Raw genomic sequence first — 23,090 nt, 5'->3', positions numbered from 1 at the left:
CACAGAGACGGGGTCCGGGACGGAGCCCGCACGGCGCCGGATCACGACGCGTTCCCGCGCGTCCCCTTGGCAGGGTCCGCCGTCCGGTGCACGTTGCCCCCATGACCGCCAAAATCCTCATCGTCACCGGCGACGCAGCAGAGTCGCTGGAGGTCCTCTACCCCTACCAGCGCCTCCTCGAAGAGGGCTACGAAGTCCACATCGCGGCTCCCACCCGCAAGACGCTGCGGTTCGTCGTGCACGACTTCGAAGAGGGCTTCGACACCTACACCGAGAAGCCCGGCTACACCTGGCCCGCCGATCTCGCCTTCTCCGAGGTCGACCCCGGCCAGTACGCCGCCGTCGTGATCCCCGGGGGCCGCGCCCCGGAGTACCTGCGCAACGATCCCGAACTCCGCAAGATCCTCAAGTCCTTCTTCGACGCCGACAAACCCGTCGCCCAGATCTGCCACGGCCCGCTCCTGACCGCGGCGTCCGACGGCCTGCGCGGCCGACGGGTCACCGCGTACCCGGCTCTCGAACTCGACATGCAGGCCGCCGGCGCCACCTTCCAGGACACGGAGGCCGTGGTGGACGGCGCCCTGGTGTCCTCCCGCGCCTGGCCGGACCATCCGGCGTGGATGCGGGAGTTCCTGAAGGTCCTGCGGGAGAAGGCCCCGGCGAACCCGTGACCCGACGGACCCGGGACCCGACGGACCGGGCGGGAGCCGTTGCGGGGTCGGCGTCCTGCCGCGTCCCGTGACGGCTCCGTCCGGCTCTCAGGCCGCCGCCGCGAGTCTTCCCGCCTCGTCGACCGCCTCGGCCAGGCTGTCCACGACCGGCACGCCCACGACCTCCAGGCTCGCCCGGCTGTGCGAGCCCCCGGTGTAAAGGACGGCCTGCGCGCCGACGTGCAGGGCCGCGACCGCGTCGTCCGCGGCGTCTCCGATCACCACGGTCCGCTCGGGGCGCACGGCTTCCGCGAGCGCCTCCAGGTGCCGCACCATGTGCTCGGCCTTGCTGCCGCCGGACGGCCCGGTACGCCCGTCGACGCGTATGAAGTGGGTCTCGATGCCGAAGCCGCGCACCAGCGGGACCAGGTCCTCGTGCCCGTACATGCTGAGGAGCGACTGGCTGCGCCCCGCCGACCGCCACCGCGCCAGCAGCTCGGCCGCGCCCTCGGTCAGCCCGCACCGCACCCGGTGCTCGCTGTAATGCCGGTGGAAGATCGCGTCCATGACCTCCCACTCGGCGTCCGTGGGCAGCCGGCCCATCAGCCGTTCGTAGAACTTCGGCACCGGCACGCAGTACAGCGCCCGGTACTGCTCCATCGTGATCGGATCCAGTCCCAGCTCGGCGAACGCCGCGTTCGTCGCCCCGATGATCGCGTCATTGTCGTGGAACAAGGTGCCGTTCCAGTCCCAGACGATGTGCGCGGTCTGCTGCTTCCCCATGCCGAAAACCGTACCCGCCGCCGCTGACAATCAGTGACGGCCGGACTCAGCCGTCCTGCCCCACCAGGTTCGGGATCTCCTGCGTCGCGAACCACAGCAGCTCGTGGTCGTCGGCCCCGTCCACCACGAACTGGGCGTCGTCGTCCCCGGCGTCCGCCGCCTCCAGCGCCTGCGCGGCGGCCGTCACGTCCGCCTCCGCCTCGTCCGCGTCGACGTGCACCGCCGCCGCCTTGGCCAGCGGTACGGCGCCCTTGACCCGCACCTCGCCGAGCGCGGCCGGGTCGAGGCCCCGATCGGGGTCGGCGGCAGCGGCGCCGTCCGGCACGTCGACGGCGACGACGACCCGCCGCCGCGGTGCGTCCGGGTCGGCGGCGAGCAGCCGCAGGGAGGCCAGCGCGGCCCTGCTGAGCGCCGCGTACTCCAGCTCCTCGATGTCGTCGGAGAGGTACCACTCGCGCAACGCGGGCGTGACGGCGTACGCGACGAGCGGCCCGGCGCCCACCTCGCCGGTCCTGTACGCCTCGGCGAGACCGGAGAGGGTCAGGGGGACGTAGACGCGCATGGGCTGGCCGCTTTCTCGTGGTCGGAGGGCTCCGCAAGACCTCTGGACGGCCTTCAGGATACGTGCGGGGGTCCCCCTTCGGGGCGTACCCGGCACCCCCGTCCAGGTCAACCCGCGGGCGGCGAATTCACCCCGTACACGCCCCCGACCTGGGCTCGATCGCTCGATATCACCCGAATAAGTGAACCTGGCCGGTCCTCCGCCCGGCTCCCTCCCGCCTTGCGGCCGCGGCCCTCGTCCCCGTACAAGATCTCCGACCGCAAGTTACCGACCGGTACAACCGGCCGCACCGAACGGGGCCCCGATGAACAAGGTCATGACCCGCCTCCGCCCCTCCCCCGGCACCCGCCCTCCGACCCGCCGGGATCCCCGCCGCCCGGGCAGCACCACCCCACGCCCCGCCGTCCGGGGCTCGTCCCGGACCCGCGAGGCGCCCCTTCCCGAGGCACCGCCATCCGAGGCGCCCCGCCCGGGCCCCGGCACGCCCGCCGCGGTTTCCGTCGGCGCGCCCGGCAGGAGCCGCCCGTACCCGCCCGGTACGGGCCGCCCGCCCACGCCCGGCAGGGGGCCTTCCCGCGCCACCCCCGGCACAACGGCCCCGGCGTCCCGTACGGCGACCCAGGCGACCCGTACGACGGCGATGCCGGCCGGGCCGGGACCCGCACCGACGCCCGCCCCGCCCCCGGCCGGTTCCACGCCACCCCGCCACGCACCGCCCCACCGCGCCGCCGCGCCGCTCCGAGTCCCCGCCCAGTCGCCCCGCCACCCCGTCGCCGTCCCCCAACCCCGCCCCACCGACGTCTTCGCCGACCGTCTCGTGCTGGTCCTCAGCGGCCAGCGCCCCGTGCACTGCATGCTGCGCCACACCGCCGGACGCGCCTACGACGAACTGGCCCGGCTCGCCGAACGCGGGCCCCTGCGCACCCGCGGCGCCCGCCCGGTCGTCCGCGACATCGGCTACTTCGAGCCCCGCCCGGGCGCCATCGAGGCCTTCGCCCGCATCGGCGCCGGCGACCGGCTGCGCGCCCTGGCCTTCCGCCTGGAACTCGGCCGCGACCTGCGCTGGCGCTGCACGGCGGTGGAAGCGGGCGGCCCCCGCCCCACGGAACCCGACTAGAACCCGGGTCACCGAACGGCCAGGGCCGCGCGGGCAGCCCCCGGCCCACAGACCCGGGGGCTGCCCCCGGCCCCGCACCCCCGGGAGCAGCCCCCGGTCCGCACACCCGACCCGGTCCGGCCGTACCCGGCCGCCGTCACGGCGAAGGGCCGGGCCACCCGAAGGTGACCCGGCCCTCAACGCATCCCCATCGCCTACTTCTTGCGGCGACGCCCGCCCTTGGCCTGCTTGCGGCGCTCGGCGCGGGTCAGGCCGTCGGCGGACGAACGCACCGGCTCCTCGTCCGCGAACTCGCCCTCGATGGTGCCGCCCTCACCGTCGACGGTCGGCGCGGTGAAGTGCAGGTTCCGCCGCTGCGGGGCCTCCAGGCCCTTCGCGCGGATCTCCGGGCGCGGGGTGCCCGCCTGCGCCGGCACCGCGTCCTGCTTCTCCAGGCTCGGCGCGGCGTCCTCGACCGGGACCTCCTCGACCTGCTGCTCGACCTGGACCTCCAGGTTGAACAGGTAGCCGACGGACTCCTCCTTGATGCCGTCCATCATGGCCTGGAACATGTCGAAGCCCTCGCGCTGGTACTCGACCAGCGGGTCCTTCTGGGCCATCGCGCGCAGGCCGATGCCCTCCTGGAGGTAGTCCATCTCGTAGAGGTGCTCGCGCCACTTGCGGTCCAGGACCGACAGCACGACCCGGCGCTCCAGCTCGCGCATGATCTCCGAGCCGAGCTGCGCCTCACGCGCCGCGTACTGCTGGTGGATGTCGTCCTTGATGGACTCGGAGATGAAGTCGGCGGTGAGCCCGGCCCGGTCGCCGGCCGCCTCCTCCAGCTCCTCGATGGTGACGCCGCACGGGTAGAGCTGCTTGAACGCGCCCCACAGGCGGTCCAGGTCCCACTCCTCGGCGAAGCCCTCGGCGGTCTCCGCGGCGATGTACGCGTCGATCGTGTCGTCCATGAAGTGCTGGATCTGCTCGTGCAGGTCCTCGCCCTCCAGGACGCGGCGGCGCTCGCCGTAGATGACCTCGCGCTGGCGGTTGAGCACCTCGTCGTACTTGAGGACGTTCTTGCGGGTCTCGAAGTTCTGCTGCTCGACCTGGGACTGGGCGGACGCGATCGCGCGCGTGACCATCTTGTTCTCGATCGGCACGTCGTCCGGGACGTTCGCCATGGACATCACGCGCTCGACCATCTGGGCCTTGAACAGCCGCATCAGGTCGTCGCCGAGGGAGAGGTAGAAGCGGGACTCGCCGGGGTCGCCCTGACGGCCGGAACGACCGCGCAGCTGGTTGTCGATACGGCGCGACTCGTGCCGCTCGGTGCCCAGCACGTACAGGCCGCCGAGCGCCTCGACCTCCTCCTTCTCGGCCTTGACCGCCTGCTCGGCCCGCTCCAGGGCGGCCGGGAGGGCGGCGGCCCACTCCTCGATGTGCTCCTCGGGGTCGAGCCCGCGCTGGCGCAGCTCGGCCTCGGCGAGGTCCTCGGGGTTGCCGCCGAGCTTGATGTCGGTACCGCGGCCGGCCATGTTCGTCGCGACGGTCACGGCGCCCTTGCGGCCAGCCTGGGCGACGATCTGCGCCTCACGGTCGTGCTGCTTGGCGTTGAGCACCTCGTGCTGGATGCCGCGCTTGGACAGCTGCTGCGAGAGGTACTCGGACTTCTCGACCGAGGTGGTGCCGACCAGGATCGGCTGGCCCTTCTCGTGCTTCTCGGCGATGTCGTCGACGACCGCCTCGAACTTCGCCACCTCGGTGCGGTAGATCAGGTCCGACTGGTCCTTGCGGATCATCGGCCTGTTGGTCGGGATCGGGACCACGCCGAGCTTGTAGATCTGGTGGAACTCGGCGGCCTCGGTCATCGCCGTACCGGTCATGCCGGAGAGCTTGCCGTAGAGGCGGAAGAAGTTCTGCAGGGTGATCGTGGCGAGGGTCTGGTTCTCGTCCTTGATCGGCACCCCTTCCTTCGCCTCGATCGCCTGATGCATGCCCTCGTTGTAGCGGCGGCCGGCGAGGATACGGCCGGTGTGCTCGTCGACGATCATGACCTCGCCGTCGATGACGACGTAGTCCTTGTCCTTCTTGAACAGTTCCTTCGCCTTGATGGCGTTGTTCAGATAGCCGACGAGCGGGGTGTTGACCGACTCGTAGAGGTTGTCGATGCCCAGCCAGTCCTCGACCTTGCTGACGCCGGACTCGTGGATGGCGACCGTGCGCTTCTTCTCGTCGACGTCGTAGTCGCCGGTCTCCTCGATGCCCTTGAGGGGCTGGCCGGCCTCACCGCGCTTGAGGCGCTTGACCAGCTTGGCGAAGTCGCCGTACCACTTGGTGGCCTGGTCGGCCGGGCCGGAGATGATCAGCGGCGTACGGGCCTCGTCGATGAGGATGGAGTCGACCTCGTCGACGATGGCGAAGTTGTGGCCGCGCTGGACCAGCTCCTCCTTGGACCACGCCATGTTGTCGCGCAGGTAGTCGAAGCCGAACTCGTTGTTCGTGCCGTACGTGATGTCGCAGGCGTACTGCTCGCGGCGCTGGGCCGGCGTCATGTTGGCGAGGATGCAGCCGACGCTCAGGCCCAGGAACTTGTGGACGCGGCCCATCATCTCGGAGTCGCGCTCGGCCAGGTAGTCGTTGACCGTGATGAGGTGGACGCCGTCGCCCGACAGCGCGTTGAGATACGCCGGCAGGGTGCCGACCAGGGTCTTGCCCTCACCGGTCTTCATCTCGGCGACGTAGCCCATGTGCAGGGCGGCGCCGCCCATCATCTGGACGTCGTAGTGCCGCTGTCCGAGGACGCGCTTGGCGGCCTCCCGCACGGTGGCGAAGGCCTCGGGCAGCAGGTCGTCCAGACTCTCACCATCGGCGTACCGCTGCTTGTACTCGTCGGTGAGGGCCCGCAGCTCGGCGTCGGAGAGGTCGATGAAGTCCTCTTCGATGGAGTTGACCTGGTCCGCGATGCGGTGCAGCTTGCGCAGGATCTTGCCTTCGCCTGCACGCATGATCTTCGAGAGGACGGACACGGGGGTTGGTCTCCTTGCCGGTCGGGCCTGGGACGGTCGGTTTCCTTTGACGTACTGAGCAACGGCCATCGTATGCGAGGACCCCGCCGCGCCGGGAGGCCCTGCGGGACGACGACGCCCACCGCCGCAGATCGGTTCTCGGTTCTGCCTTCACCCGGACAACGGCCCGGGGTTGCGGATGGTGCCGCGCCGCGCCGGCGAATTCGCGGAGGGTGACCGGACAGTCGCGCAGTGGCAAAACGGATGGCGTGTCGCCGCGGTCGCGAGCAGAATCGGGCGATGGAGCCCGTCACGATCACTACCGCCCGTCTGCGCCTGCGCACCGTCGGCCCCGAGGACACGGACGCCGTCTGCACGGCGTGTCAGGACCCCGACATCCAGCGCTGGACCACCGTCCCCTCGCCCTACCTGCCCGAGCACGCGGAGAGCTTCACCGGACAGCTCGCCCCCGACGGCTGGGCGAGCGCCTCGATGTTCACCTTCGGCGTCTTCCTGCCCGGCGGCGACCTGACCGGCATGCTCGGCCTGACCATGCGCTCCCTGGGCACCGCCGAGGTCGGCTTCTGGGCCGCCAAGGAGCACCGTGGCCGCGGTTACATCACCGAGGCCACCGTCGCCGCCTGCCGGTGGGCCTTCACCGAGCTGTCCGTCGACCGCGTGGAGTGGCGCGCGGAGGTCGGCAACACCGCCTCCCGCGCGGTGGCGACCCGGGCCGGCTTCACCCTGGAGGGCACCTTGCGCTCGGCCATCAACAACAAGGGCGTCCTGCGCGACTGCTGGGTGGCCTCGCTGCTCCCCTCGGACCTGGGCCTGCCCTCGACGGCCCCGTATCTGCCGGGCCGGCCGTGACACCGGCCAACTCTGCGGCGGGGACCGGTCGTCGGCGGCAGCGGACCGGTTGTCAGTGGCAGCCCCTATCTTCGAGGGCATGACGACCGCGCGTCCCACCCAGCTCTCCGCGGCCGAGGCCCGCCGCATCGCCCTGCGCGCCCAGGGCTTCCTCGGCGCCCCGGACCGCCGCTCCGGCGTCCGCGGGATACTCCGCCACCTCGGCGCGGTGCAGCTCGACACCATCTCGGTCCTCGCCCGCTCCCACGAGCTGGTCCCCTACGCCCGCCTCGGCGCCGTCGGCCGCAGGGCGGTGGAGAACGCCTACTGGAAGTCGCCCGCCGAGGGGCCCGCCTCCCCGCCGCACGCCTTCGAGTACTGGTCGCACGCCGCGTGCATCCTGCCGATCGAGGAGTGGCCGCACTTCGCCTTCCGCCGCCGCGCCTACCGCAACCGCCCGCAGTGGCACCACGAACTGCCCGACGGCGTCTACGACCAGGTGATCAAGCAGCTCCGCGCGGAGGGCCCGCTGACCGCGACCGAGCTGGGCGGGGCGAAGAAGACGAGCGACTGGTGGGACTGGTCCGGCACCAAGGTCGCCGTCGAGCGGGCGCTGATGTACGGCGAGGTGGTCTGCGTGGAGCGCCGCGGCTGGAAGCGCGTGTACGACCTGGCCGAGCGCGCGGTGCCCGCGGACCTGCTGCGGGAGGAGCCGTCCGACGCCGAGTGCCTGCTGCGGCTGGTCCGGCTGGCCGGCCGGTCCCTGGGCGTCGGCACCCGCGCGGACATCGCCGACTACCACCGGCTGAAGGCCGAGCAGGTCGACGCGGTGATCGCCGACTCGGGCCTGGTGCCCGTCACGGTCGAGGGGTGGGGGAAGGTGGCCTGGGCGGATCCGGCGGCCCTGGAGACGCCCCCGCGCGGCCGGCACCGTACGACGCTGCTGTCCCCGTTCGACTCGCTGATCTGGGAACGGGCCCGCACGGAGCGGATCTTCGGTTTCACCCACCGGCTGGAGGCCTACGTCCCGAAGCCGAAGCGGGTGTACGGCTACTTCGCCATGCCGGTCCTGGCCGGCGGCCGGCTGGTCGGCCGGGTGGACCCCGCCCGCGAGGGCCGCACGCTGGTGGCCCGGCAGGTCACGCTGGAGGGGCCGAAGGCGGTCCCGGCGGTGGCGCAGGCGCTGATCGAGGCGGCGAGCTGGGTGGACTGCACGAACGTGCGCGTGGAGCGCGTGGACGCCCCCGAACTGCGCGAGCCGCTCACGAGGGAGCTCACCCGGGCCCTGGCCTGACGGGCCGCTCACCGGATCTCGAGGATCTTCTCCCGCATCGCGTAGACCACCGCTTCCATCCTGGAGTGCAGTTGCAGTTTCTCCAGGATGTTGCGCACGTGGTTCTTCACGGTGTTCTCGGAGATGAACAACTCTTTGGCGATGTCCCGGTTGTTCATCCCCGTGGCGACCAGTTTCAGCACTTCGAGTTCGCGGTCGGTGAGCCGGGGCGCGGGCACCAGACGTCGTTCGTCCGTGCGCTGGATCATCGACTTGAACTCGGTGAGCAGTTTCGACGCCATGGACGGGCTGATCTGCGACTGGCCGTCGGCCACCGCGCGAATCGCCGTGGCCACTTCGTCGGTGGAGATCTCCTTGAGGAGATAACCGGTGGCTCCCGCCTTGATGGCGTCGTAGAGATCGGCTTCCTCGTCGCTGATCGTCAGCATGATGATCTTCGCACTCGGCGCCACCTCCTTGATGGAGGTGCAGGCCTCGATCCCGCCCCGCTTCGGCATGCGCACGTCCATCAGGACGATGTCGGGCAGCAGGTCGGCCGCCTTCTCCACGGCCTCGGCGCCGTCCCCTGCCTCCCCCACGACCTGGATGTCCTCCTCGGCCGCGAGCACGATCTCCAGTCCGCGGCGGAACAGGGCATGGTCGTCCACGACCAGGACCCGGATCGGTTCCTTGCGTGGTGAGTCCGCGTCCGGGCCCATGCCGGCGGCGCCGACGTCGGCGTCCCCGTGATGCATCGGTCCGAAGCTGTCCGCCATCGTTCCTCCCCCTGAAGGCTGTGGCCCGTGGTCCTGTGCCATCGCCAACCCAAGGCAACGGCCCACCGGTTGAGCCGTTGCCGCCATGATTCCATGTCCGGGCGGCACCTCGGTGACCAAGCGGTGCGGAAGCGGTCGCACGCCGGTGCCCCTGGGGGCGCACAGGCGCTCCAGGGGCACCGCTTCGACCGCCGTCCGCGACGTCAGCCGCCCAGCGTCCCGCCCGCGTCGGGGGACGCCTCGGTGACCATCGTGTCGGTGCTGAGGTGGATCACGCCGTAGTCGTAGGCGTGGCGCCGGTAGACGACGCTGGGCTCCTTGGTCTCGGAGTCGACGAAGAGATAGAAGTCGTGCCCGACCAGTTCCATCTCATAGAGCGCCTGGTCGAGCGTCATCGGCGCCGCGACGTGGGTCTTCTCGCGGACGACGAGCGGCCCTTCGCCCTTGACCTCCAGCGAGCCGATCTTCTTGGTCGGGACCTCGTCCGCCCCCTCGGCCGGGACGATGCCGCCGTTGCCGTTGAGCGTCGCCGCGCCCGGGACGTGGTCGGGGACCTCGGCCGCCGTGAGCCGGCGCAGACCCCGGCGCGTGTGGCGCTTGTCGTGCTGCCGGCGCAGCCGCGCCTCCAGTTTCTCCGCCGCCAGGTCGAGTGCCGCGTACGGGTCACTGGCCGCCGCCTCCGCCCGGATCACCGGACCGCGGGAGCGGAGGGTGATCTCCACCCGGTCGCAACGGTCGGCCTGTCGGGGGTTGGGCTCCTTGGACACCTCGACGTCGAGGCTGATCACCTTGCCATCGAGCTTCTGGATCTTCTCCAGCTTCAGCTTCTCGGCCACGTGCTTGCGGAACCGCTCGGGCACCTCTGTTTTGCGGCCCTTGACGACGATGTCCACGCAGAACTCCGTTCCCGGATCGCTCCGCTCCACTGGCGGAGCATCTCCCTTGTGCACCAGGTTCCGGGGATTCCGGAACCTCGGACTCGGTGACGTCCACCTCCTCCTCCCCCACGGGCGGGATGTCCACCCCACCGTCCCGGGTGATTGTGCTGAATCCCGCGGGACGGCATTCGGATATGCGAGGTGCGACCTGCGCTTGGCCTGCGGCTTTCCCTCACAACCGAACATATCTCGCCCGGACGGATGTCGTCACCCTCTAGCGACGCGTACCTCCGTTCAGGTGAATTAAGGCTCTCACTAGCTGGAACGATGCAAGTTCGCAGTCAGTTCCGGTTTATTTCCAAAGAATCCGGTGACGCCGCGATCACGGCGGCACGGATGGTGTGGTCCGTGTTCCCCTCCATTGCCGCTGCCATCCGTTCTCCAGTCCTTTCCCGGTCGGCTCCTTCGTACACCGCCGCGCCGACACCGACCGCCCGCAGCGCCCGCGCCGCCTCCGCGAGGGACGCGCCCGTCGTCATCAGGTCGTCGACGAGCACCACGGGGCCGCCGCCGAGCAGTCCCGCGCCTGCGGCCGCCACTCCCAGCGCGCCCGAGAGGTTCGCCCGCCGCTGCCGGGCGTCGAGCCCGGACTGGTCGGCGACCGGCCGCCGTTGCCGGAGCACGGCGACGACCCGCGCCGGTGTCCCGGTCCGCCGCAGCTCACCGGCCGCCGCGAGCGCGATCCGCCGTGTCGGGTCGTGCCCGCGCGCCCGCACCGCACCGCGCCCGGACGGCACGGGAACCAGCAGCACGGTCGCGCCGCCCGTCCTCGCCCGGCCACCGCCGAGCGTGGCCCGCACCGCGCCCGCCAAAGCCGTGCCGAGCGGCCCGGCGAGTGCGAGCGCGCCGCGTTCCTTGTGGGCCAGCAGCAGGGCCCGCGTTTCGTCGGCGTACCGGGCCGCCGCGAGCACCACCGGCAGCCCGGACGGCTCCGGCGCCGGCCGCACCCGGCGCGGCACGGCGGCCGTGAGGACGGCACGGCACTCCGGGCAGAGCACCGTGCGCGGCCGTCCGCAGCCTCCGCACTCGGCCGGCAGCACCAGGTCGGTGAGATCCCGCCACCACCCCCGCATGACCACCACTGTGCCAAGGCCGCCGCGGGCCTGCCACCCCTGTGGAAACCGCCTGTGGAAAACTCCGGCCGCCTCGCCCACAGGCCGCCCCACCGCGGCGACCAGCGAAAACGGCCGTCCCCGGCGTGCCTCGACAAGCGCGCCGGGAACGGCCGCGTCACCTGCGCCGAGCCTCCCCCTCACCGGACCGGACGAACACCGCCCCGGCCCTCGCCCGGCCGACCCGGGCGCCGGCGCCGATCACCCGGGATAAACCGGTGCCGACCCGTCCTTGACCACCTTCTGCCACTGCGTCCCGTCCGGCAGCCGCACGATGCCGTCCTCCGAGTACGCCACCAGCGGAAGCCGCTCGTCCTCCGCCGCGGCGATCTCCTCCACGCCGGACAGCGCGTCGGGCGCGGGCCCTTCCGGCGTGGAGCCGTCGACCTGGACGTACCGCAGCTGCTGCACGCCCTCGTGTTCCCGCCCGACCACCACGAGCCGGCTGTCCCCGGCCCACGACATGGCGGCCACCTCCTCCAGCGCGGGCGTGGCCGACCGCAGGTCCAGGACCGAGACCGGCTGCACCCCGGTCCGCTCGTCCTCCGCGCCCCGCTCGATCCGCCCCACCTGGAGGGACTGCTTGCCGTCCTTCTCCACGACCAGCGCGATCCGCACCCCGTCGGCGGCCACCCGCAGCGAGTTGATCCGCCCGTCGAGCCCCGGCACCCGCACCTCCAGCGGCTCTCCCTTGCCCTGCCGGAGCAGCAGCAGCCGCGGCTTGCGGTCATCACGGTCGGCGACCCACAGATCGCCCCGGCTGTCCCAGCTGGGCGTGGTCAGCCGGTCGGCCTCGGTGCGGCCCGTGCTGCGCACCACCGGCTCGCCGAGCGAACCGCCCGACACCAGCTCGGCGACGTACAGCCGCGAGCCGTCGAGGGTCACGCCGGCCGCGGCCTGCTCGTCGCGCGACACCGCCACCGACCGCAGGGCCTGCTCGCCCCCGCCGAACTGCCCCGGCACCGGTTCGGCCCGCGTGCCCTTGCTGCCGGCCGGGATCCGCACCAACTGGTGCTCGCCGTCGAGGAAGTACAGGTAGTCGGGGCGCCCGGCCGTGCTGTGTGCGGCGACGGTGGCCGCACCGTCGGCGTCGAGCACGCACAGTTCCCGGTCGTCCGACCGCAGTTCGACCTCCTCCACCGCGGGGGTGAGGTCCTGGAGAGTGAAGAGCAACTGGGCGGCCATCTCGTTGCACCGGCCCGGTCCGACCCGCGCCGCCTTGCCGTTCAGCGGCACGGTCAGCCTGCTCCGGTCGTCCTCCGTCAGCGTGGCGACGCCCTTCTCCAGCGCCGTACCGGCAGGGAAGCTGGACCGGACCACGGGCTCCACCCAGCTCGTGGGCCCCCTGAGCACCGAACGCACCATCTGCGTCATGGAGTCCACGCGCCGCACGTACACCGGATCCGCCACGGCGGCCTGCTGCGCGGACCCGACGACCGTGCCGTTGGAGGCGAAGTAGTACTTGTTGACGGACACGTAGTTGCGCTGGAAGTCCGACTGTCCGAGGACCACGCCCTGCGGCAGCCCGTCGATGCGCCACTGCCCGGTCTTGTCGTCCTTCGTGAGATGGACCTGCTTGCTGTACTCGCCGTCGGCCGGCACGTACGACTGCTGCTCGTCCACCAGCGCGACCTTGCTGCCGGTCAGCGTGAACGAGAAGTCGACGCCCTCCGCGCGGACGGCGTACGAGTCGGCGTCGGCGTCGGGCCCGTCCGCGAGCACGGTGGTGGACAGCTCGGGCCGCCACTGCTTCGCCGCGGCCGGGGTCAGATACTGCCTCGCCGTCTCGTAGTGCAGATCGTCGCTGGTCAACGCCTCCAGGAAGCCCCGCACGATCTCCGACGGCGAGGCGTCCTCCCGGGGCGGCACGGCGAACACGCGCACCGGGGCGTCCTGCCGGGGCGTGGACTCCACCCCGCGCAGATCCCCGCGGTCGGGCATCGAGGCGCACCCCGCCAGCAGTACGGCGCCACAGGCGGCGTACGCCACCGCGCGCGCCGGCGTACGCCGGGCGCCCCCCTCGCGGTCAGCGACCACGAAATGCCTCCCCTTGTCCGTTCCGCTCCTCGGTGCGGGCGTCCCCCGGTCCGGAGGGAGCCGCTCTGCGCGCCGCCTCCGCGGGCCGCGGCACCACCCGCGCGCCGTTGCCGGGCAGCGCTGTCGGATCGGCCGTGGGGGCGGCGGACGCCGTGCGGGCGCCTATCGGGTCCCTGGCCGGTCCCTGGCCGCCGGAGGGCTGCGCGGGCACCGTGGCGGTCTTCTCGCCGCCGCGGGGCGCACCGGCCTCGTTCAGTCCTCGGTTGCGTCGGGAGTCCTTGGGTTCCAGCGGTATCGGCGAGCCCCGCAGCGGCTCGTCCGCGGTCCGCGGCAGCGTCAGCCGGAACTGGGAACCGCCGCCCGGCTCGCCCCACGCCTGCAGCCAGCCGCCGTGCAGCCGCGCGTCCTCCAAAGCGATGGACAGCCCCAGGCCCGTGCCGCCGGTCGTCCGCGCGCGGGCCGGGTCGGCCCGCCAGAAGCGGCTGAAGACACGGGTCGCCTCGCCGGGCTTGAGCCCGACGCCGTAGTCGCGCACCGCGACGGCGACCGCGCCGCCCGCCGCGGCGAGCCTGACGACGACGTCCCTGCCCTCGCCGTGCTCGACGGCGTTGACGACGAGGTTGCGCAGCACCCGCTCGACGCGCCGGGCGTCGGCCTCGGCGACGACGGGCTGCTGATCGCCGACGACGCGTATGCGCGAGCCCTTGCGCTCGGCGAGCGGCTCGGCCCCGCTGACCACGCGTCGCACGACCTCCCGGAGGTCTATCGGCTCCGCCTCCAGCGCGGCGGCTCCCGCGTCGAAGCGGCTGATCTCCAGCAGGTCGGCGAGGAGCGACTCGAAGCGGTCCAGCTGGTCGGCGAGCAGTTCCGCCGACCGCGCGGTCACCGGATCGAAGTCCTCGCGCGCCTCGTGGATGACGTCGGCGGCCATCCGCACGGTCGTCAGCGGCGTCCGCAGCTCGTGCGACACGTCCGACACGAACCGCCGCTGCATCCGCGACAGGTCCTCGAGCTGGCTGATCTTCAGCTGGAGGTTCTGCGCCATCTTGTTGAACGCCTCGCCCAGGCGGGCGATGTCGTCCTCGCCGGTGACCTTCATCCGCTCCTGCAGCCGCCCGGCGGACAGCCGCTCGGCGATCCCCGCCGCCATCCGCACCGGCGTGACGACCTGGCGCACCACCAGCCAGGCGATGGCCCCGAGCAGGACGACGACGAACAGCCCCGCCGTCGCGAGCGTCCCCTTGACCAGGCTCAGGGACCGCTCCTCCTGGGTGAGCGGGAAGAGGTAGTACAGCTGGTACGGGTCGCCGTTCGGGTCGTCGACCGTCTTGCCGATGACCAGGGCCGGCTGGGCCTCCTTGGCCTCGCCGCTGTAGATGATGCGCGTGTAGCTCTGCGCGGCGGCCGAGCTGGCGTTGATCCGCGCCCGCAGGTCCTCGGGAACGCTCTTGTTCGGGTCCACTCCGCCGGAGGCGCGCGGACCGAGCCCGCTGCCGCTGTCGTCGCCCGCCGGGAGCGTGACCACGTCGAAAGCGCCCTGACCGCCGCTGGACAGGTCGGACACGAGGTCGCTCATCCACTGGATGACGTTCTGGGAGGGGCGGCCGTCCACCGGCGCCGGCTCGTCGGCGGTCCCGCCCGCCGCCTCGTCGGCCGCCTGCTTGGCCACCGCGAACCCGCCCGTGGCCTGGCTCTGCGACGCCTTCACCTTGGCGTCCAGCAGGCCGTTGCGCACCTGCCCGATGACGACGAAGCCCAGCAGCAGCACCACGCCCAGCGACATCAGCAGGGTCGTGACGACGACCTTGAGCTGGATGTTGCGCCGCCACAACCGCATGACGGGCAGCAGCGGGCGGCGCACCCACCGCATGAACAGGCGGAACACCGGGCTGCCCTGCACTCCGCCCTGCAGCAGGCCGCCCTCCGGGAACCGTCCCCAGCGGGAGCCCGCCGCCTTCCGGCCGACAGGCCGCCCGGCGCGGGCCCCGGACCGGCCGGGCGCCGAAGCGGCACTGTCCCCGGTCATGTCAGCTCGGCCCGGCCTTGTATCCGACACCACGGACCGTCACCACGATCTCCGGCCGCTCCGGGTCCTTCTCGACCTTGGAGCGCAGCCGCTGCACATGGACGTTGACCAGCCGCGTGTCCGCCGCGTGCCGGTAGCCCCAGACCTGCTCCAGGAGCACCTCGCGCGTGAACACCTGCCACGGCTTGCGGGCCAGCGCCACCAGCAGGTCGAACTCCAGCGGCGTCAGCGCGATCGACTGCCCGTCCCGCTTCACGGAGTGCCCGGCCACGTCGATGACCAGATCGCCGATGGCGAGCTGCTCCGGCGCCGGCTCCTCCGACCTGCGCAGCCGCGCCCGGATACGGGCCACCAGCTCCTTGGGTTTGAACGGCTTCACGATGTAGTCGTCCGCGCCCGACTCCAGGCCCACGACGACGTCGACGGTGTCGCTCTTGGCCGTGAGCATCACGATCGGCACCCCGGACTCCGCCCTGATCAGGCGGCACACCTCGATGCCGTCACGGCCGGGCAGCATCAGGTCGAGCAGCACCAGATCGGGCTTGCTCTCCCGGAAAGCGGCCAGCGCCTTGTCGCCGTCGGCTACGAAAGACGGCTCAAAACCTTCACCACGCAGCACAATGCCGAGCATCTCGGCCAGTGCGGTGTCGTCGTCGACGACAAGGACTCTTCCCTTCATAAACGACATCATCCCATTCTCATAACGGTGGCGAAGGCGCAGGTGAGGCAGGTCACTGCCTCGTGACCATAGTCGTACGAGGGCGTCACTGTCTGCCCACACCCGTCATGGCCCCCTGCGAACGGTCTCGGCCACCGTCATCCGCCGGCCGGCGCCGCCCCTCGCGACCTCGCGCACAGCTCGGCCAGGCCCTCCGCCGTCACCGGCGAGACGACGCCCTCCTCGGTCACGATCGCCGTCACCAGCTCCGGCGGCGTCACGTCGAACGCCGGGTTGTAGGCCTGCGTCCCGAGCGGCGCCACCGGCACGCCGCCGCCGGCCCCGGTCACCGGCGCCTGCGGAACCGCGACCTCGGTCACCTCGAACCCGGGCCGCTGCTCGACCTCGATGGACGCCCCGTCGGCGGTGTCCGGGTCGACCGTCGTCAGCGGCGCCACCACGATGAACGGCACATGGTGGTACCGCGCCAGCACCGCCAGCGGATAACTGCCCACCTTGTTCGCCACCGAGCCGTCCGCCGCGATCCGGTCCGCGCCGATCAGCACGGCGTCGACCTCTCCCGCCGCGAACAGCGAACCGGCCGCGTTGTCGGTGAGCAGCGTGTACGCCATACCGTTGCGCGCCGCCTCGTACGCGGTGAGCCGCGCCCCCTGCAGCAGCGGACGGGTTTCGTCCACCCACAGCCGCCTCAGCCGCCCCTGGCGGTGCGCGGCGAGGGCCACCGCGAACGCGGTCCCCTCCCCGCCCGACACCAGCGCGCCGGTGTTGCAGTGGGTGAGGATCCGGTGGTTGCCGCCGGGCAGCAGCTCGTCCAGCAGCGCCAGCCCGTGCTCCGCCATCCGGGCGCTGGCCTCCGCATCCTCACGGTGCAGCTGCCGTGCCGCCGCCAGCGCCGCCCCGGCGGCCTGCCCGAGGGTGCCGCCGCCGGTCAGCGCCGCCTGATGCGCCTGCTGGGCCCGGCGTACGCCGACGGAGAGGTTCACCGCGGTGGGCCGGGCGCCCGCGAGCGCCGTCGCCGCCTCCTCCACGTCGAACCCCCGCGCGGCGGCGAGCGCGACTCCGTACGCGCCCGCGATCCCGAGCAGCGGCGCCCCGCGCACGGCGAGCGAACGGATCGCCTCCACCAGCGCGGACGCGTCCGTGCAGACCAGCTCGACCTCTTCGGCGGGCAGTCTGGTCTGGTCCAGCAGGACCACGACCGGGCCCTCGGGCGGCTCCTCCCAGCGGATCGCGGGTATGTCACTCGGCCATGTGTCCTCGCCGCTTCGCGCGTAGTGATCTGCCATGTCGTCAGTCTGCCCCGTGAACGGCGGACAATTGAAGGCGCGCACCCCCGACCTCGGCCGGGCCCCGGGGGAGCGCGCCATGGCACGATGTCTGCCAACCTGCCGCCGCGCCTGCGGACGGGCACCGTGAAGGAGCGACGATGAACGACACTCCGGGCTGGGCCTCGCCCGGATCCACCCCGTCCGACGGGCAGCCGTCCGGCACGTCCGGTCCCGGTGACCGGCCCGGCCCCGCGCAGCCCGCGGATCGGCCGGGCCAGCCGGAGCAGCCGGCCCACGACCCACAGGGCCCCGGCGCGCAGTGGTCCAAGGAGCAGCCGCCGCCTGCCCAGTGGTCCGCGCCCACCGGCGCCGCGAGCCCCGGCCAGGCTCCCCCACCGCCCCCGGTCCCCGGCTGGGGCGAACAGCCCCACGGCGGACCCGGCGGCTTCGGTCCCGGAGGCCCTGGAGGCCCCACCGGCCCCGAGGGCCCCGGAGGCGCCCCCTACGGCGGCTGGGGCAGCCCCTGGGGCGGTCCCCCTCCCGCCGCGAAGCCGGGCGTGATCCCGCTCCGCCCGCTCGGCATCGGTGAAATACTCGACGGCGCGGTCTCGACCATGCGCGCCTACTGGCGCACGGTCCTCGGCATCTCCCTCACCGTCGCCGTCGTCATGCAGATCGCCGTCATCCTGCTCCAGGGCTTCTTCCTCAACGACGCCCTCAGCAGCGAGGCACTCAACGACCCGAGCGCCACCACCGACGAACTCGCCGGCGCCCTGGGCGACGTCCTGCTCGGCAACGGCGTCATCTTCCTCGTCACCCTCGTCGGCACGGTCGCCGCGACCGCGCTGCTCACCACCGTCACCAGCCGCGCGGTCCTCGGCAAGCCGGTGACCACCAAGGAGGCCTGGCAGGACGCCCGCCCCCTCGTGGTGAAGCTGCTCGGCCTGATCGTCCTGCTGCTGCTCATCGCGTTCGGCCTGACCCTCGTCGGCGCGCTGCCGGGCATCCTGGTGCTCGCGGGCGGCGGCGGCGCGGCAGGCGGCGCCCTGGCCGTTCTGGGCGGCCTGACCGGCGCGGTCGTCGCCCTCTGGCTGATGATCCGCTTCTCTCTGGCCTCCCCGGCACTGATGCTGGAGAAGCAGGGCATCGGCAAGGCCATGAGCCGCTCCGCGAAGCTCGTCCGCGGCTCCTGGTGGCGCGTCTTCGGCATCCAGCTGCTGGCCACGCTCATCGCGAACATCGTCGCGGCGATCGTCGTCATCCCCTTCACCGTGCTCGCCGCGGTCTTCGGCGCGGAGGGCCTCGACGGCTTCATCGAGGGCACCGGCCACCTCAGCTGGACCTTCCTCATCGTCACCGGGATCGGCTCGGTGATCGGCTCCATGATCACCTTCCCGATCACGGCCGGCGTGACCGTGCTGCTCTACATCGACCAGCGCATCCGCCGCGAGGCCCTCGACCTCGAACTGGCCCGGGCCGCCGGCGTCCAGGGCTACGGTCCCACCCCGGGGAGCTGATGCGGTGATCCTGCCGGGGGGAGTCCTCACCGCGGTGCAGGCGCTGCCGGGCGCCACCGCGGCGACACGGCCGCCGCACGACGCGTCCGCCACGCTCGTCCTCCCGGCACCGCGGGCGCTGTGGGTGCTGTCGGCCGACGGCTCGGACGACGCGCCGCCGCTGACCGTTCCGCGCGACCCCGCCCGCGAGGCGGCCCGCCGCGAGCTGTCCAAGCGCCTGTACCACGAGGACGACCCCGGCCTCCTCCAGCGAGCCCTCGACGCCTTCTGGGAGTGGGTCGGCGACCTGTTCGGCGCCGCCGCGACCGCGACCCCCGGCGGCGCCGCGGGCCTGATCGTCGTCGTCCTCGCGGTGGTCGCCGTCCTGGCCGCCCTGTGGTGGCGGCTGGGCACCCCGCACCGCCGGTCCGCCTCCTCCGCACCCGCACTGTTCGACGACCGCCCCCGCAGCGCCGCGGAACACCGGGCCGCAGCCGACGCCCACGCCGCCCAGGCTTCCTGGAGCCAGGCCCTCCAGGAACGCATGCGGGCCGTCGTCCGCTCCCTCGAGGAACGCGCCCTGCTCGACTCCCGCCCCGGCCGCACCGCCGACGAGGCGGCCGCCGAAGCCGCTCGCGTCCTGCCCTCCCACACCGACCGACTCCGCGCCGCCGCCCGGGACTTCGACGACGTGACATACGGTGGCCGCACCGCGGACGAACAGTCGTACCGCCGCATCACCGAACTCGACCGCGACCTGGAGCGCACCAAGCCCCGGCTCACTGCCGCCGCGAGCAGCAGCCACGCCCGCAGCGCGGACCACAACGCCCGCCCGGGAGCCGCCGGATGACCACCGAGGCCCAGCCCGCCACCACCTCGGTCTCGCTCACGGTCCGTCAGGTGTGGACCCGCGCGCGAGGCGTCGCCCTCGCCTTCGCCGTGCTCCTCGCGGGGGCCGTCGTCCTCGCCGTGATCCGCTCCGACGCCCAGCGCGGCACCCTCGACCCGCGTTCCGCCGAGGCGCAGGGCAGCCGAGCCGTCGCCGAACTCCTCGCCGACCGCGGCGTGTCCACCCGCGTGGTCACCACCCTGGACGAGGCACGCGCCGCGGCCGCCCCGGACACCACCCTCCTGATCGCCACCCCCGACCTGCTGACACGCCCTCAACAGGCCCTTCTGCACGCCGGCACCGCCGATTCCGGCGGCCGCACCCTGCTCGTCGCCCCCGGCGGCTCCTCCGTCGAACAGCTCGCCCCCGGCGTCACCGCCGACCCCGCCACCAGCCTCGGGTCCACCCTCACCCCCGGCTGCGACCTGCCCGCCGCCCGGCGCGCGGGCACCGCCGACACCGGCGGCCTGCGCTACACCACCACCCACCCCGACGCCGACCAGTGCTACGCCAGCCAGCGCCTGGCCACCCTGATCCGGCTCCCCTCCCCGACCGGCGACGGCGACACCGTCGTCCTCGGCGCGCCCGACATCCTCTACAACGACCGCCTCGACGAGCACGGCAACGCCTCGCTCGCCCTGCAACTCCTCGGCTCGCGCCCGCATCTGGTCTGGTACCTCCCCTCACTGGCCGACGCCTCCGCCGCGGGCCAGGACGACGAACGCACCCTGTTCGAACTGCTCCCTCCGGGCTGGCTCTGGGGCACGCTCCAGCTCTTCATCGCCGCAGCCCTCGCCGCCCTGTGGCGGGCTCGCCGACTGGGCCCCCTGGTGCCCGAGAAACTCCCCGTCGCGATCCGCGCCTCCGAGACCGTCGAAGGCCGCGCCCGCCTCTACCGCAAGGCGAACGCCCGCGACCGCGCGTCCACCGCTCTTCGCTCCGCCACCCGCACCCGCCTCGCCCCCCTCGTAGGCGTCCCCGTCGCCCGGGCGCACTCGCCCGAGACCCTGCTCCCGGCCCTGTCCGCCCGCCTCCACGGCGAACTCGGCGGCGATCAGGCCCTGCACACCCTCCTCTTCGGCCCGCCGCCCCGTGACGACGCAGGCCTGATCACCCTCGCCGACCGACTCGACGCCCTCGAAAGAGAGGTACGCCGTCCATGATGGACCCGACCACTGACAACGCCGGGCAGAGCGGGACCCCGGGTGACGCCCGGGCCGCCCTGGAAACCCTGCGCGCCGAGATCGCCAAGGCCGTGGTCGGCCAGGACCCCGCGGTGACCGGCCTCGTGGTGGCGCTGCTGTGCCGCGGTCATGTCCTGCTCGAAGGCGTCCCCGGCGTCGCCAAGACCCTCCTCGTCCGCGCCCTCGCCTCGGCCCTGGAGCTCGACACCAAGCGCGTCCAGTTCACCGCCGACCTGATGCCGAGCGACGTGACCGGCTCCCTGGTCTACGACACTCGCACCGCCGAGTTCTCCTTCCAGCCCGGCCCGGTCTTCACCAACCTCCTCCTGGCCGACGAGATCAACCGCACGCCCCCCAAGACCCAGTCGTCCCTCCTGGAGGCCATGGAGGAACGCCAGGTCACCGTCGACGGCACCCCACGCCCGCTCCCCGAGCCGTTCCTGGTCGCCGCGACCCAGAACCCGCTCGAGTACGAGGGCACCTATCCCCTCCCGGAAGCGCAGCTGGACCGCTTCCTCCTGAAACTCACCATCCCCCTCCCCTCCCGCCAGGACGAGATCGCCGTCCTCACCCGGCACGCGGAGGGCTTCAACCCGCGCGACCTGCGCGCCGCCGGCGTGCGCCCCGTCGCGGGACGGGCCGTTCTCGACGCCGCCCGCGCCGCGGTCTCCAAGACGACGGTCTCCCCGGAGATCACCGCCTATGTGGTCGACATCTGCCGCGCCACCCGCGAATCGCCGTCCCTCACGCTCGGCGTCTCCCCGCGCGGAGCCACCGCCCTGCTGTCCACCTCACGCGCCTGGGCCTGGCTCACCGGCCGCGACTACGTCACCCCCGACGACGTCAAAGCCCTGGCCCTGCCGACCCTCCGGCACCGGATCCAGCTCCGCCCCGAGGCCGAAATGGAGGGCGTGACGGCCGACTCCGTCATCAACGCGATCCTCACCCACGTCCCCGTGCCCCGCTGATGGCTCTCACCGGACGCGCCGCGCTCCTCGCGGCCCTCGGCTCCCTCCCCGTCGGCCTGTGGGAACCCGGCTGGACGGGCATCCTCGCCGTGAACGGTCCACTCGTCCTGGCCTGCGCCTGCGACTTCGCCCTCGCGGCCCCCGTACGGCGCCTGATCCTGGCCCGTTCCGGCGACACCTCGGCACGACTGGGCGAGACGGCGGACGTGACCCTCACGGTCACCAACCCCTCCGGCCGCCTCCTCCGCGCCGACATCCGCGACGCCTGGCCGCCGAGCAGCCGGCAGCCCGGCGCGGAGACCTCGTCCCGCCACCGCCTGACCGTCCCGGCCGGCGAACGCCGCCGCGTGACGACCCGCTTGCGCCCCACCCGCCGCGGCGACCACCAGGCGGACCGCGTCACCGTTCGCTCCTACGGTCCCCTGGGCCTGTTCGCACGCCAGGCCGCCCACAAGATCCCGTGGACCGTACGCGTCCTGCCTCCCTTCACCAGCCGCAAGCACCTCCCGTCGAAGCTGGCCCGCCTGCGCGAACTCGACGGTCGCACCAGCGTCCTGCAGCGCGGCGAGGGCACCGAGTTCGACAGCCTGCGCGAGTACGTCCCCGGCGACGACACCCGCTCCATCGACTGGCGCGCCACAGCCCGCCAATCGACGGTCGCCGTACGCACCTGGCGCCCCGAACGGGACCGCCACATCCTCCTGGTCCTGGACAGCGGCCGCACCTCCGCAGGCCGCGTGGACGACGCCCCCCGACTCGACGCCTCCATGGACGCGGCCCTGCTTTTGGCGGCACTCGCCTCACGCGCCGGCGACCGCGTCGACCTGCTCGCCTACGACCGCCGCGTCCGCGCCCTGGTCCAGGGCCGCCCGACCGGAGAAGTCCTTCCATCCATGGTCAACGCCATGGCCACTCTCGAACCCGAGCTCGTGGAAACCGACGCCCGCGGCCTGACCGCCACGGCCCTCCGTACGGCCCCCCGCCGCTCCCTGATCGTCCTGCTCACGACGCTGGACGCCGCCCCGGTCGAGGAGGGCCTGCTCCCCGTCCTGCCGCAGCTCACCCAACGCCACACGGTCCTGGTGGCGTCAGTAGCGGACCCGCACGTCACCCGCATGGCAGCGTCCCGAGGAGACATCGACTCGGTGTACGACGCAGCGGCTGCTGCCCAGGCGCAGTCCGAACGCCACCGCACCGCCGAACAACTCCACCGTCACGGGGTTACGGTCGTGGACGCGAGGCCCGAGGAACTGGCCCCGGCACTGGCGGACGCATACCTGGCCCTGAAAGCGGCCGGCCGACTCTGACCTGCGACCACCGACCGCCGTCAGTTCGCGGTCGGCCAGCCCTTGAACGCCTGAACGCAGAAAACCCCGTGCCGAAAGGCACGGGGTTTTCTCAAAGATTGTTCGGCGGCGTCCTACTCTCCCACAGGGTCCCCCCTGCAGTACCATCGGCGCTGTAAGGCTTAGCTTCCGGGTTCGGAATGTAACCGGGCG

At 72.6% G+C, this 23,090-nt stretch carries 19 protein-coding genes and 1 rRNA gene; 9 read left to right on the top strand and 11 right to left on the bottom strand.

The window, feature by feature from the left end; all coding sequences use genetic code 11:
- The first annotated feature begins 101 nt into the window (after positions 1 to 101).
- On the top strand, positions 102 to 671 hold the full coding sequence (locus tag ABZY13_RS03285) for a DJ-1/PfpI family protein (protein WP_356627155.1): 570 nt from the start codon (positions 102 to 104) through the stop codon (positions 669 to 671).
- 87 nt (positions 672 to 758) lie between these two features.
- Here the strand turns inward: ABZY13_RS03285 and ABZY13_RS03280 are convergent, their stop codons facing one another.
- Both ABZY13_RS03280 and ABZY13_RS03275 read right to left on the bottom strand, forming a co-directional pair.
- Complete coding sequence (locus tag ABZY13_RS03280) at positions 759 to 1,433, bottom strand: HAD family hydrolase (RefSeq protein ID WP_356627154.1); 675 nt, start codon at positions 1,431 to 1,433, stop codon at positions 759 to 761.
- A 46-nt stretch (positions 1,434 to 1,479) separates the two neighbouring features.
- The gene (locus tag ABZY13_RS03275; protein WP_356627153.1) at positions 1,480 to 1,995 is read right to left on the bottom strand and encodes a hypothetical protein; all 516 of its coding nucleotides are present in this window, start codon (positions 1,993 to 1,995) and stop codon (positions 1,480 to 1,482) included.
- Between the two features lie 304 nt (positions 1,996 to 2,299).
- On the opposite strand from ABZY13_RS03275, the gene ABZY13_RS03270 reads away from it, so the two are divergent.
- Positions 2,300 to 3,112 carry an Rv3235 family protein gene (locus tag ABZY13_RS03270; protein ID WP_356627152.1) on the top strand — a complete coding sequence of 271 codons (813 nt, stop codon included), beginning with the start codon at positions 2,300 to 2,302 and terminating at the stop codon, positions 3,110 to 3,112.
- Positions 3,113 to 3,306: 194 nt separating this feature from the next.
- Here ABZY13_RS03270 and secA read toward each other — a convergent pair whose 3' ends face one another.
- Positions 3,307 to 6,117: a preprotein translocase subunit SecA gene (gene secA, locus ABZY13_RS03265; RefSeq protein WP_356627151.1), complete on the bottom strand. Its 2,811-nt coding sequence runs from the start codon at positions 6,115 to 6,117 to the stop codon at positions 3,307 to 3,309.
- Between the two features lie 279 nt (positions 6,118 to 6,396).
- Between secA and ABZY13_RS03260 the strand changes: the two genes are divergently transcribed.
- Entirely contained in the window at positions 6,397 to 6,966 is a 570-nt protein-coding gene (locus ABZY13_RS03260; protein WP_356627150.1) for a GNAT family N-acetyltransferase, read from the top strand.
- Between the two features lie 79 nt (positions 6,967 to 7,045).
- The gene (locus tag ABZY13_RS03255) at positions 7,046 to 8,239 is read left to right on the top strand and encodes a crosslink repair DNA glycosylase YcaQ family protein (RefSeq protein WP_356627149.1); all 1,194 of its coding nucleotides are present in this window, start codon (positions 7,046 to 7,048) and stop codon (positions 8,237 to 8,239) included.
- Positions 8,240 to 8,247: 8 nt separating this feature from the next.
- On the opposite strand, the gene ABZY13_RS03250 is transcribed toward ABZY13_RS03255, so the two are convergent.
- From ABZY13_RS03250 to mtnA, 7 genes are all read right to left on the bottom strand, one after another.
- On the bottom strand, positions 8,248 to 8,994 hold the full coding sequence (locus ABZY13_RS03250; RefSeq protein ID WP_356627148.1) for a response regulator transcription factor: 747 nt from the start codon (positions 8,992 to 8,994) through the stop codon (positions 8,248 to 8,250).
- Positions 8,995 to 9,197: 203 nt separating this feature from the next.
- Complete coding sequence (gene raiA, locus ABZY13_RS03245; protein ID WP_356627147.1) at positions 9,198 to 9,920, bottom strand: ribosome-associated translation inhibitor RaiA; 723 nt, start codon at positions 9,918 to 9,920, stop codon at positions 9,198 to 9,200.
- A gap of 293 nt (positions 9,921 to 10,213) precedes the next feature.
- Entirely contained in the window at positions 10,214 to 11,005 is a 792-nt protein-coding gene (locus tag ABZY13_RS03240) for a ComF family protein (RefSeq protein WP_356627146.1), read from the bottom strand.
- A gap of 240 nt (positions 11,006 to 11,245) precedes the next feature.
- On the bottom strand, positions 11,246 to 13,081 hold the full coding sequence (locus ABZY13_RS03235) for an LpqB family beta-propeller domain-containing protein (protein WP_356627145.1): 1,836 nt from the start codon (positions 13,079 to 13,081) through the stop codon (positions 11,246 to 11,248).
- Positions 13,071 to 15,107 (bottom strand): MtrAB system histidine kinase MtrB, encoded by a 2,037-nt coding sequence (gene mtrB, locus ABZY13_RS03230; protein ID WP_356627144.1) that lies wholly within the window; start codon positions 15,105 to 15,107, stop codon positions 13,071 to 13,073. The genes ABZY13_RS03235 and mtrB overlap by 11 nt, the downstream gene beginning before the upstream one ends.
- Before the next feature lies 1 nt (position 15,108).
- Positions 15,109 to 15,798: a two-component system response regulator MtrA gene (mtrA, locus tag ABZY13_RS03225; RefSeq protein ID WP_187284748.1), complete on the bottom strand. Its 690-nt coding sequence runs from the start codon at positions 15,796 to 15,798 to the stop codon at positions 15,109 to 15,111.
- A gap of 125 nt (positions 15,799 to 15,923) precedes the next feature.
- Positions 15,924 to 17,072, bottom strand: coding sequence for an S-methyl-5-thioribose-1-phosphate isomerase (mtnA, locus tag ABZY13_RS03220; RefSeq protein WP_356627143.1), 1,149 nt, complete (start codon positions 17,070 to 17,072; stop codon positions 15,924 to 15,926).
- A gap of 140 nt (positions 17,073 to 17,212) precedes the next feature.
- Here mtnA and ABZY13_RS03215 point away from each other — a divergent pair, with 140 nt between their 5' ends.
- The 5 genes from ABZY13_RS03215 to ABZY13_RS03195 are packed head-to-tail and all read left to right on the top strand — an operon-like array spanning position 17,213 to position 22,898.
- Positions 17,213 to 18,571, top strand: a complete 1,359-nt coding sequence (locus ABZY13_RS03215) for a glycerophosphoryl diester phosphodiesterase membrane domain-containing protein (RefSeq protein WP_356627142.1) — start codon at positions 17,213 to 17,215, stop codon at positions 18,569 to 18,571.
- Between the two features lie 4 nt (positions 18,572 to 18,575).
- Positions 18,576 to 19,400 carry a DUF4129 domain-containing protein gene (locus ABZY13_RS03210; protein WP_356627141.1) on the top strand — a complete coding sequence of 275 codons (825 nt, stop codon included), beginning with the start codon at positions 18,576 to 18,578 and terminating at the stop codon, positions 19,398 to 19,400.
- Complete coding sequence (locus ABZY13_RS03205; RefSeq protein WP_356627140.1) at positions 19,397 to 20,602, top strand: DUF4350 domain-containing protein; 1,206 nt, start codon at positions 19,397 to 19,399, stop codon at positions 20,600 to 20,602. The genes ABZY13_RS03210 and ABZY13_RS03205 overlap by 4 nt, the downstream gene beginning before the upstream one ends.
- On the top strand, positions 20,602 to 21,591 hold the full coding sequence (locus ABZY13_RS03200) for a MoxR family ATPase (protein ID WP_356627358.1): 990 nt from the start codon (positions 20,602 to 20,604) through the stop codon (positions 21,589 to 21,591). Before ABZY13_RS03205 ends, ABZY13_RS03200 begins: the two co-directional genes overlap by 1 nt.
- On the top strand, positions 21,591 to 22,898 hold the full coding sequence (locus ABZY13_RS03195) for a DUF58 domain-containing protein (RefSeq protein WP_356627139.1): 1,308 nt from the start codon (positions 21,591 to 21,593) through the stop codon (positions 22,896 to 22,898). The genes ABZY13_RS03200 and ABZY13_RS03195 overlap by 1 nt, the downstream gene beginning before the upstream one ends.
- A 100-nt stretch (positions 22,899 to 22,998) precedes the next feature.
- Here the strand turns inward: ABZY13_RS03195 and rrf are convergent.
- Positions 22,999 to 23,090, bottom strand: a 5S ribosomal RNA gene (gene rrf, locus ABZY13_RS03190); the annotation flags it as partial.

The organism is Streptomyces sp. NPDC006610 (assembly GCF_040611575.1).
Taxonomy (GTDB): domain Bacteria; phylum Actinomycetota; class Actinomycetes; order Streptomycetales; family Streptomycetaceae; genus Streptomyces.
This window is presented reverse-complemented; position numbering and strand designations above follow the sequence as displayed.

Coding starts and splice junctions, on each gene's coding strand:
- mtrA (WP_187284748.1), bottom strand. CDS start 15,798: ATGATGTCGTTTATGAAGGGAAGAGTCCTTGTCGTCGACGACGACACC.
- ABZY13_RS03205 (WP_356627140.1), top strand. CDS start 19,397: ATGACCACCGAGGCCCAGCCCGCCACCACCTCGGTCTCGCTCACGGTC.
- ABZY13_RS03255 (WP_356627149.1), top strand. CDS start 7,046: ATGACGACCGCGCGTCCCACCCAGCTCTCCGCGGCCGAGGCCCGCCGC.
- mtrB (WP_356627144.1), bottom strand. CDS start 15,107: ATGACCGGGGACAGTGCCGCTTCGGCGCCCGGCCGGTCCGGGGCCCGC.
- ABZY13_RS03280 (WP_356627154.1), bottom strand. CDS start 1,433: ATGGGGAAGCAGCAGACCGCGCACATCGTCTGGGACTGGAACGGCACC.
- mtnA (WP_356627143.1), bottom strand. CDS start 17,072: ATGGCAGATCACTACGCGCGAAGCGGCGAGGACACATGGCCGAGTGAC.
- ABZY13_RS03215 (WP_356627142.1), top strand. CDS start 17,213: ATGAACGACACTCCGGGCTGGGCCTCGCCCGGATCCACCCCGTCCGAC.
- ABZY13_RS03275 (WP_356627153.1), bottom strand. CDS start 1,995: ATGCGCGTCTACGTCCCCCTGACCCTCTCCGGTCTCGCCGAGGCGTAC.
- ABZY13_RS03260 (WP_356627150.1), top strand. CDS start 6,397: ATGGAGCCCGTCACGATCACTACCGCCCGTCTGCGCCTGCGCACCGTC.
- ABZY13_RS03240 (WP_356627146.1), bottom strand. CDS start 11,005: ATGCGGGGGTGGTGGCGGGATCTCACCGACCTGGTGCTGCCGGCCGAG.
- ABZY13_RS03285 (WP_356627155.1), top strand. CDS start 102: ATGACCGCCAAAATCCTCATCGTCACCGGCGACGCAGCAGAGTCGCTG.
- ABZY13_RS03270 (WP_356627152.1), top strand. CDS start 2,300: ATGAACAAGGTCATGACCCGCCTCCGCCCCTCCCCCGGCACCCGCCCT.
- ABZY13_RS03250 (WP_356627148.1), bottom strand. CDS start 8,994: ATGGCGGACAGCTTCGGACCGATGCATCACGGGGACGCCGACGTCGGC.
- ABZY13_RS03200 (WP_356627358.1), top strand. CDS start 20,602: ATGGACCCGACCACTGACAACGCCGGGCAGAGCGGGACCCCGGGTGAC.
- ABZY13_RS03195 (WP_356627139.1), top strand. CDS start 21,591: ATGGCTCTCACCGGACGCGCCGCGCTCCTCGCGGCCCTCGGCTCCCTC.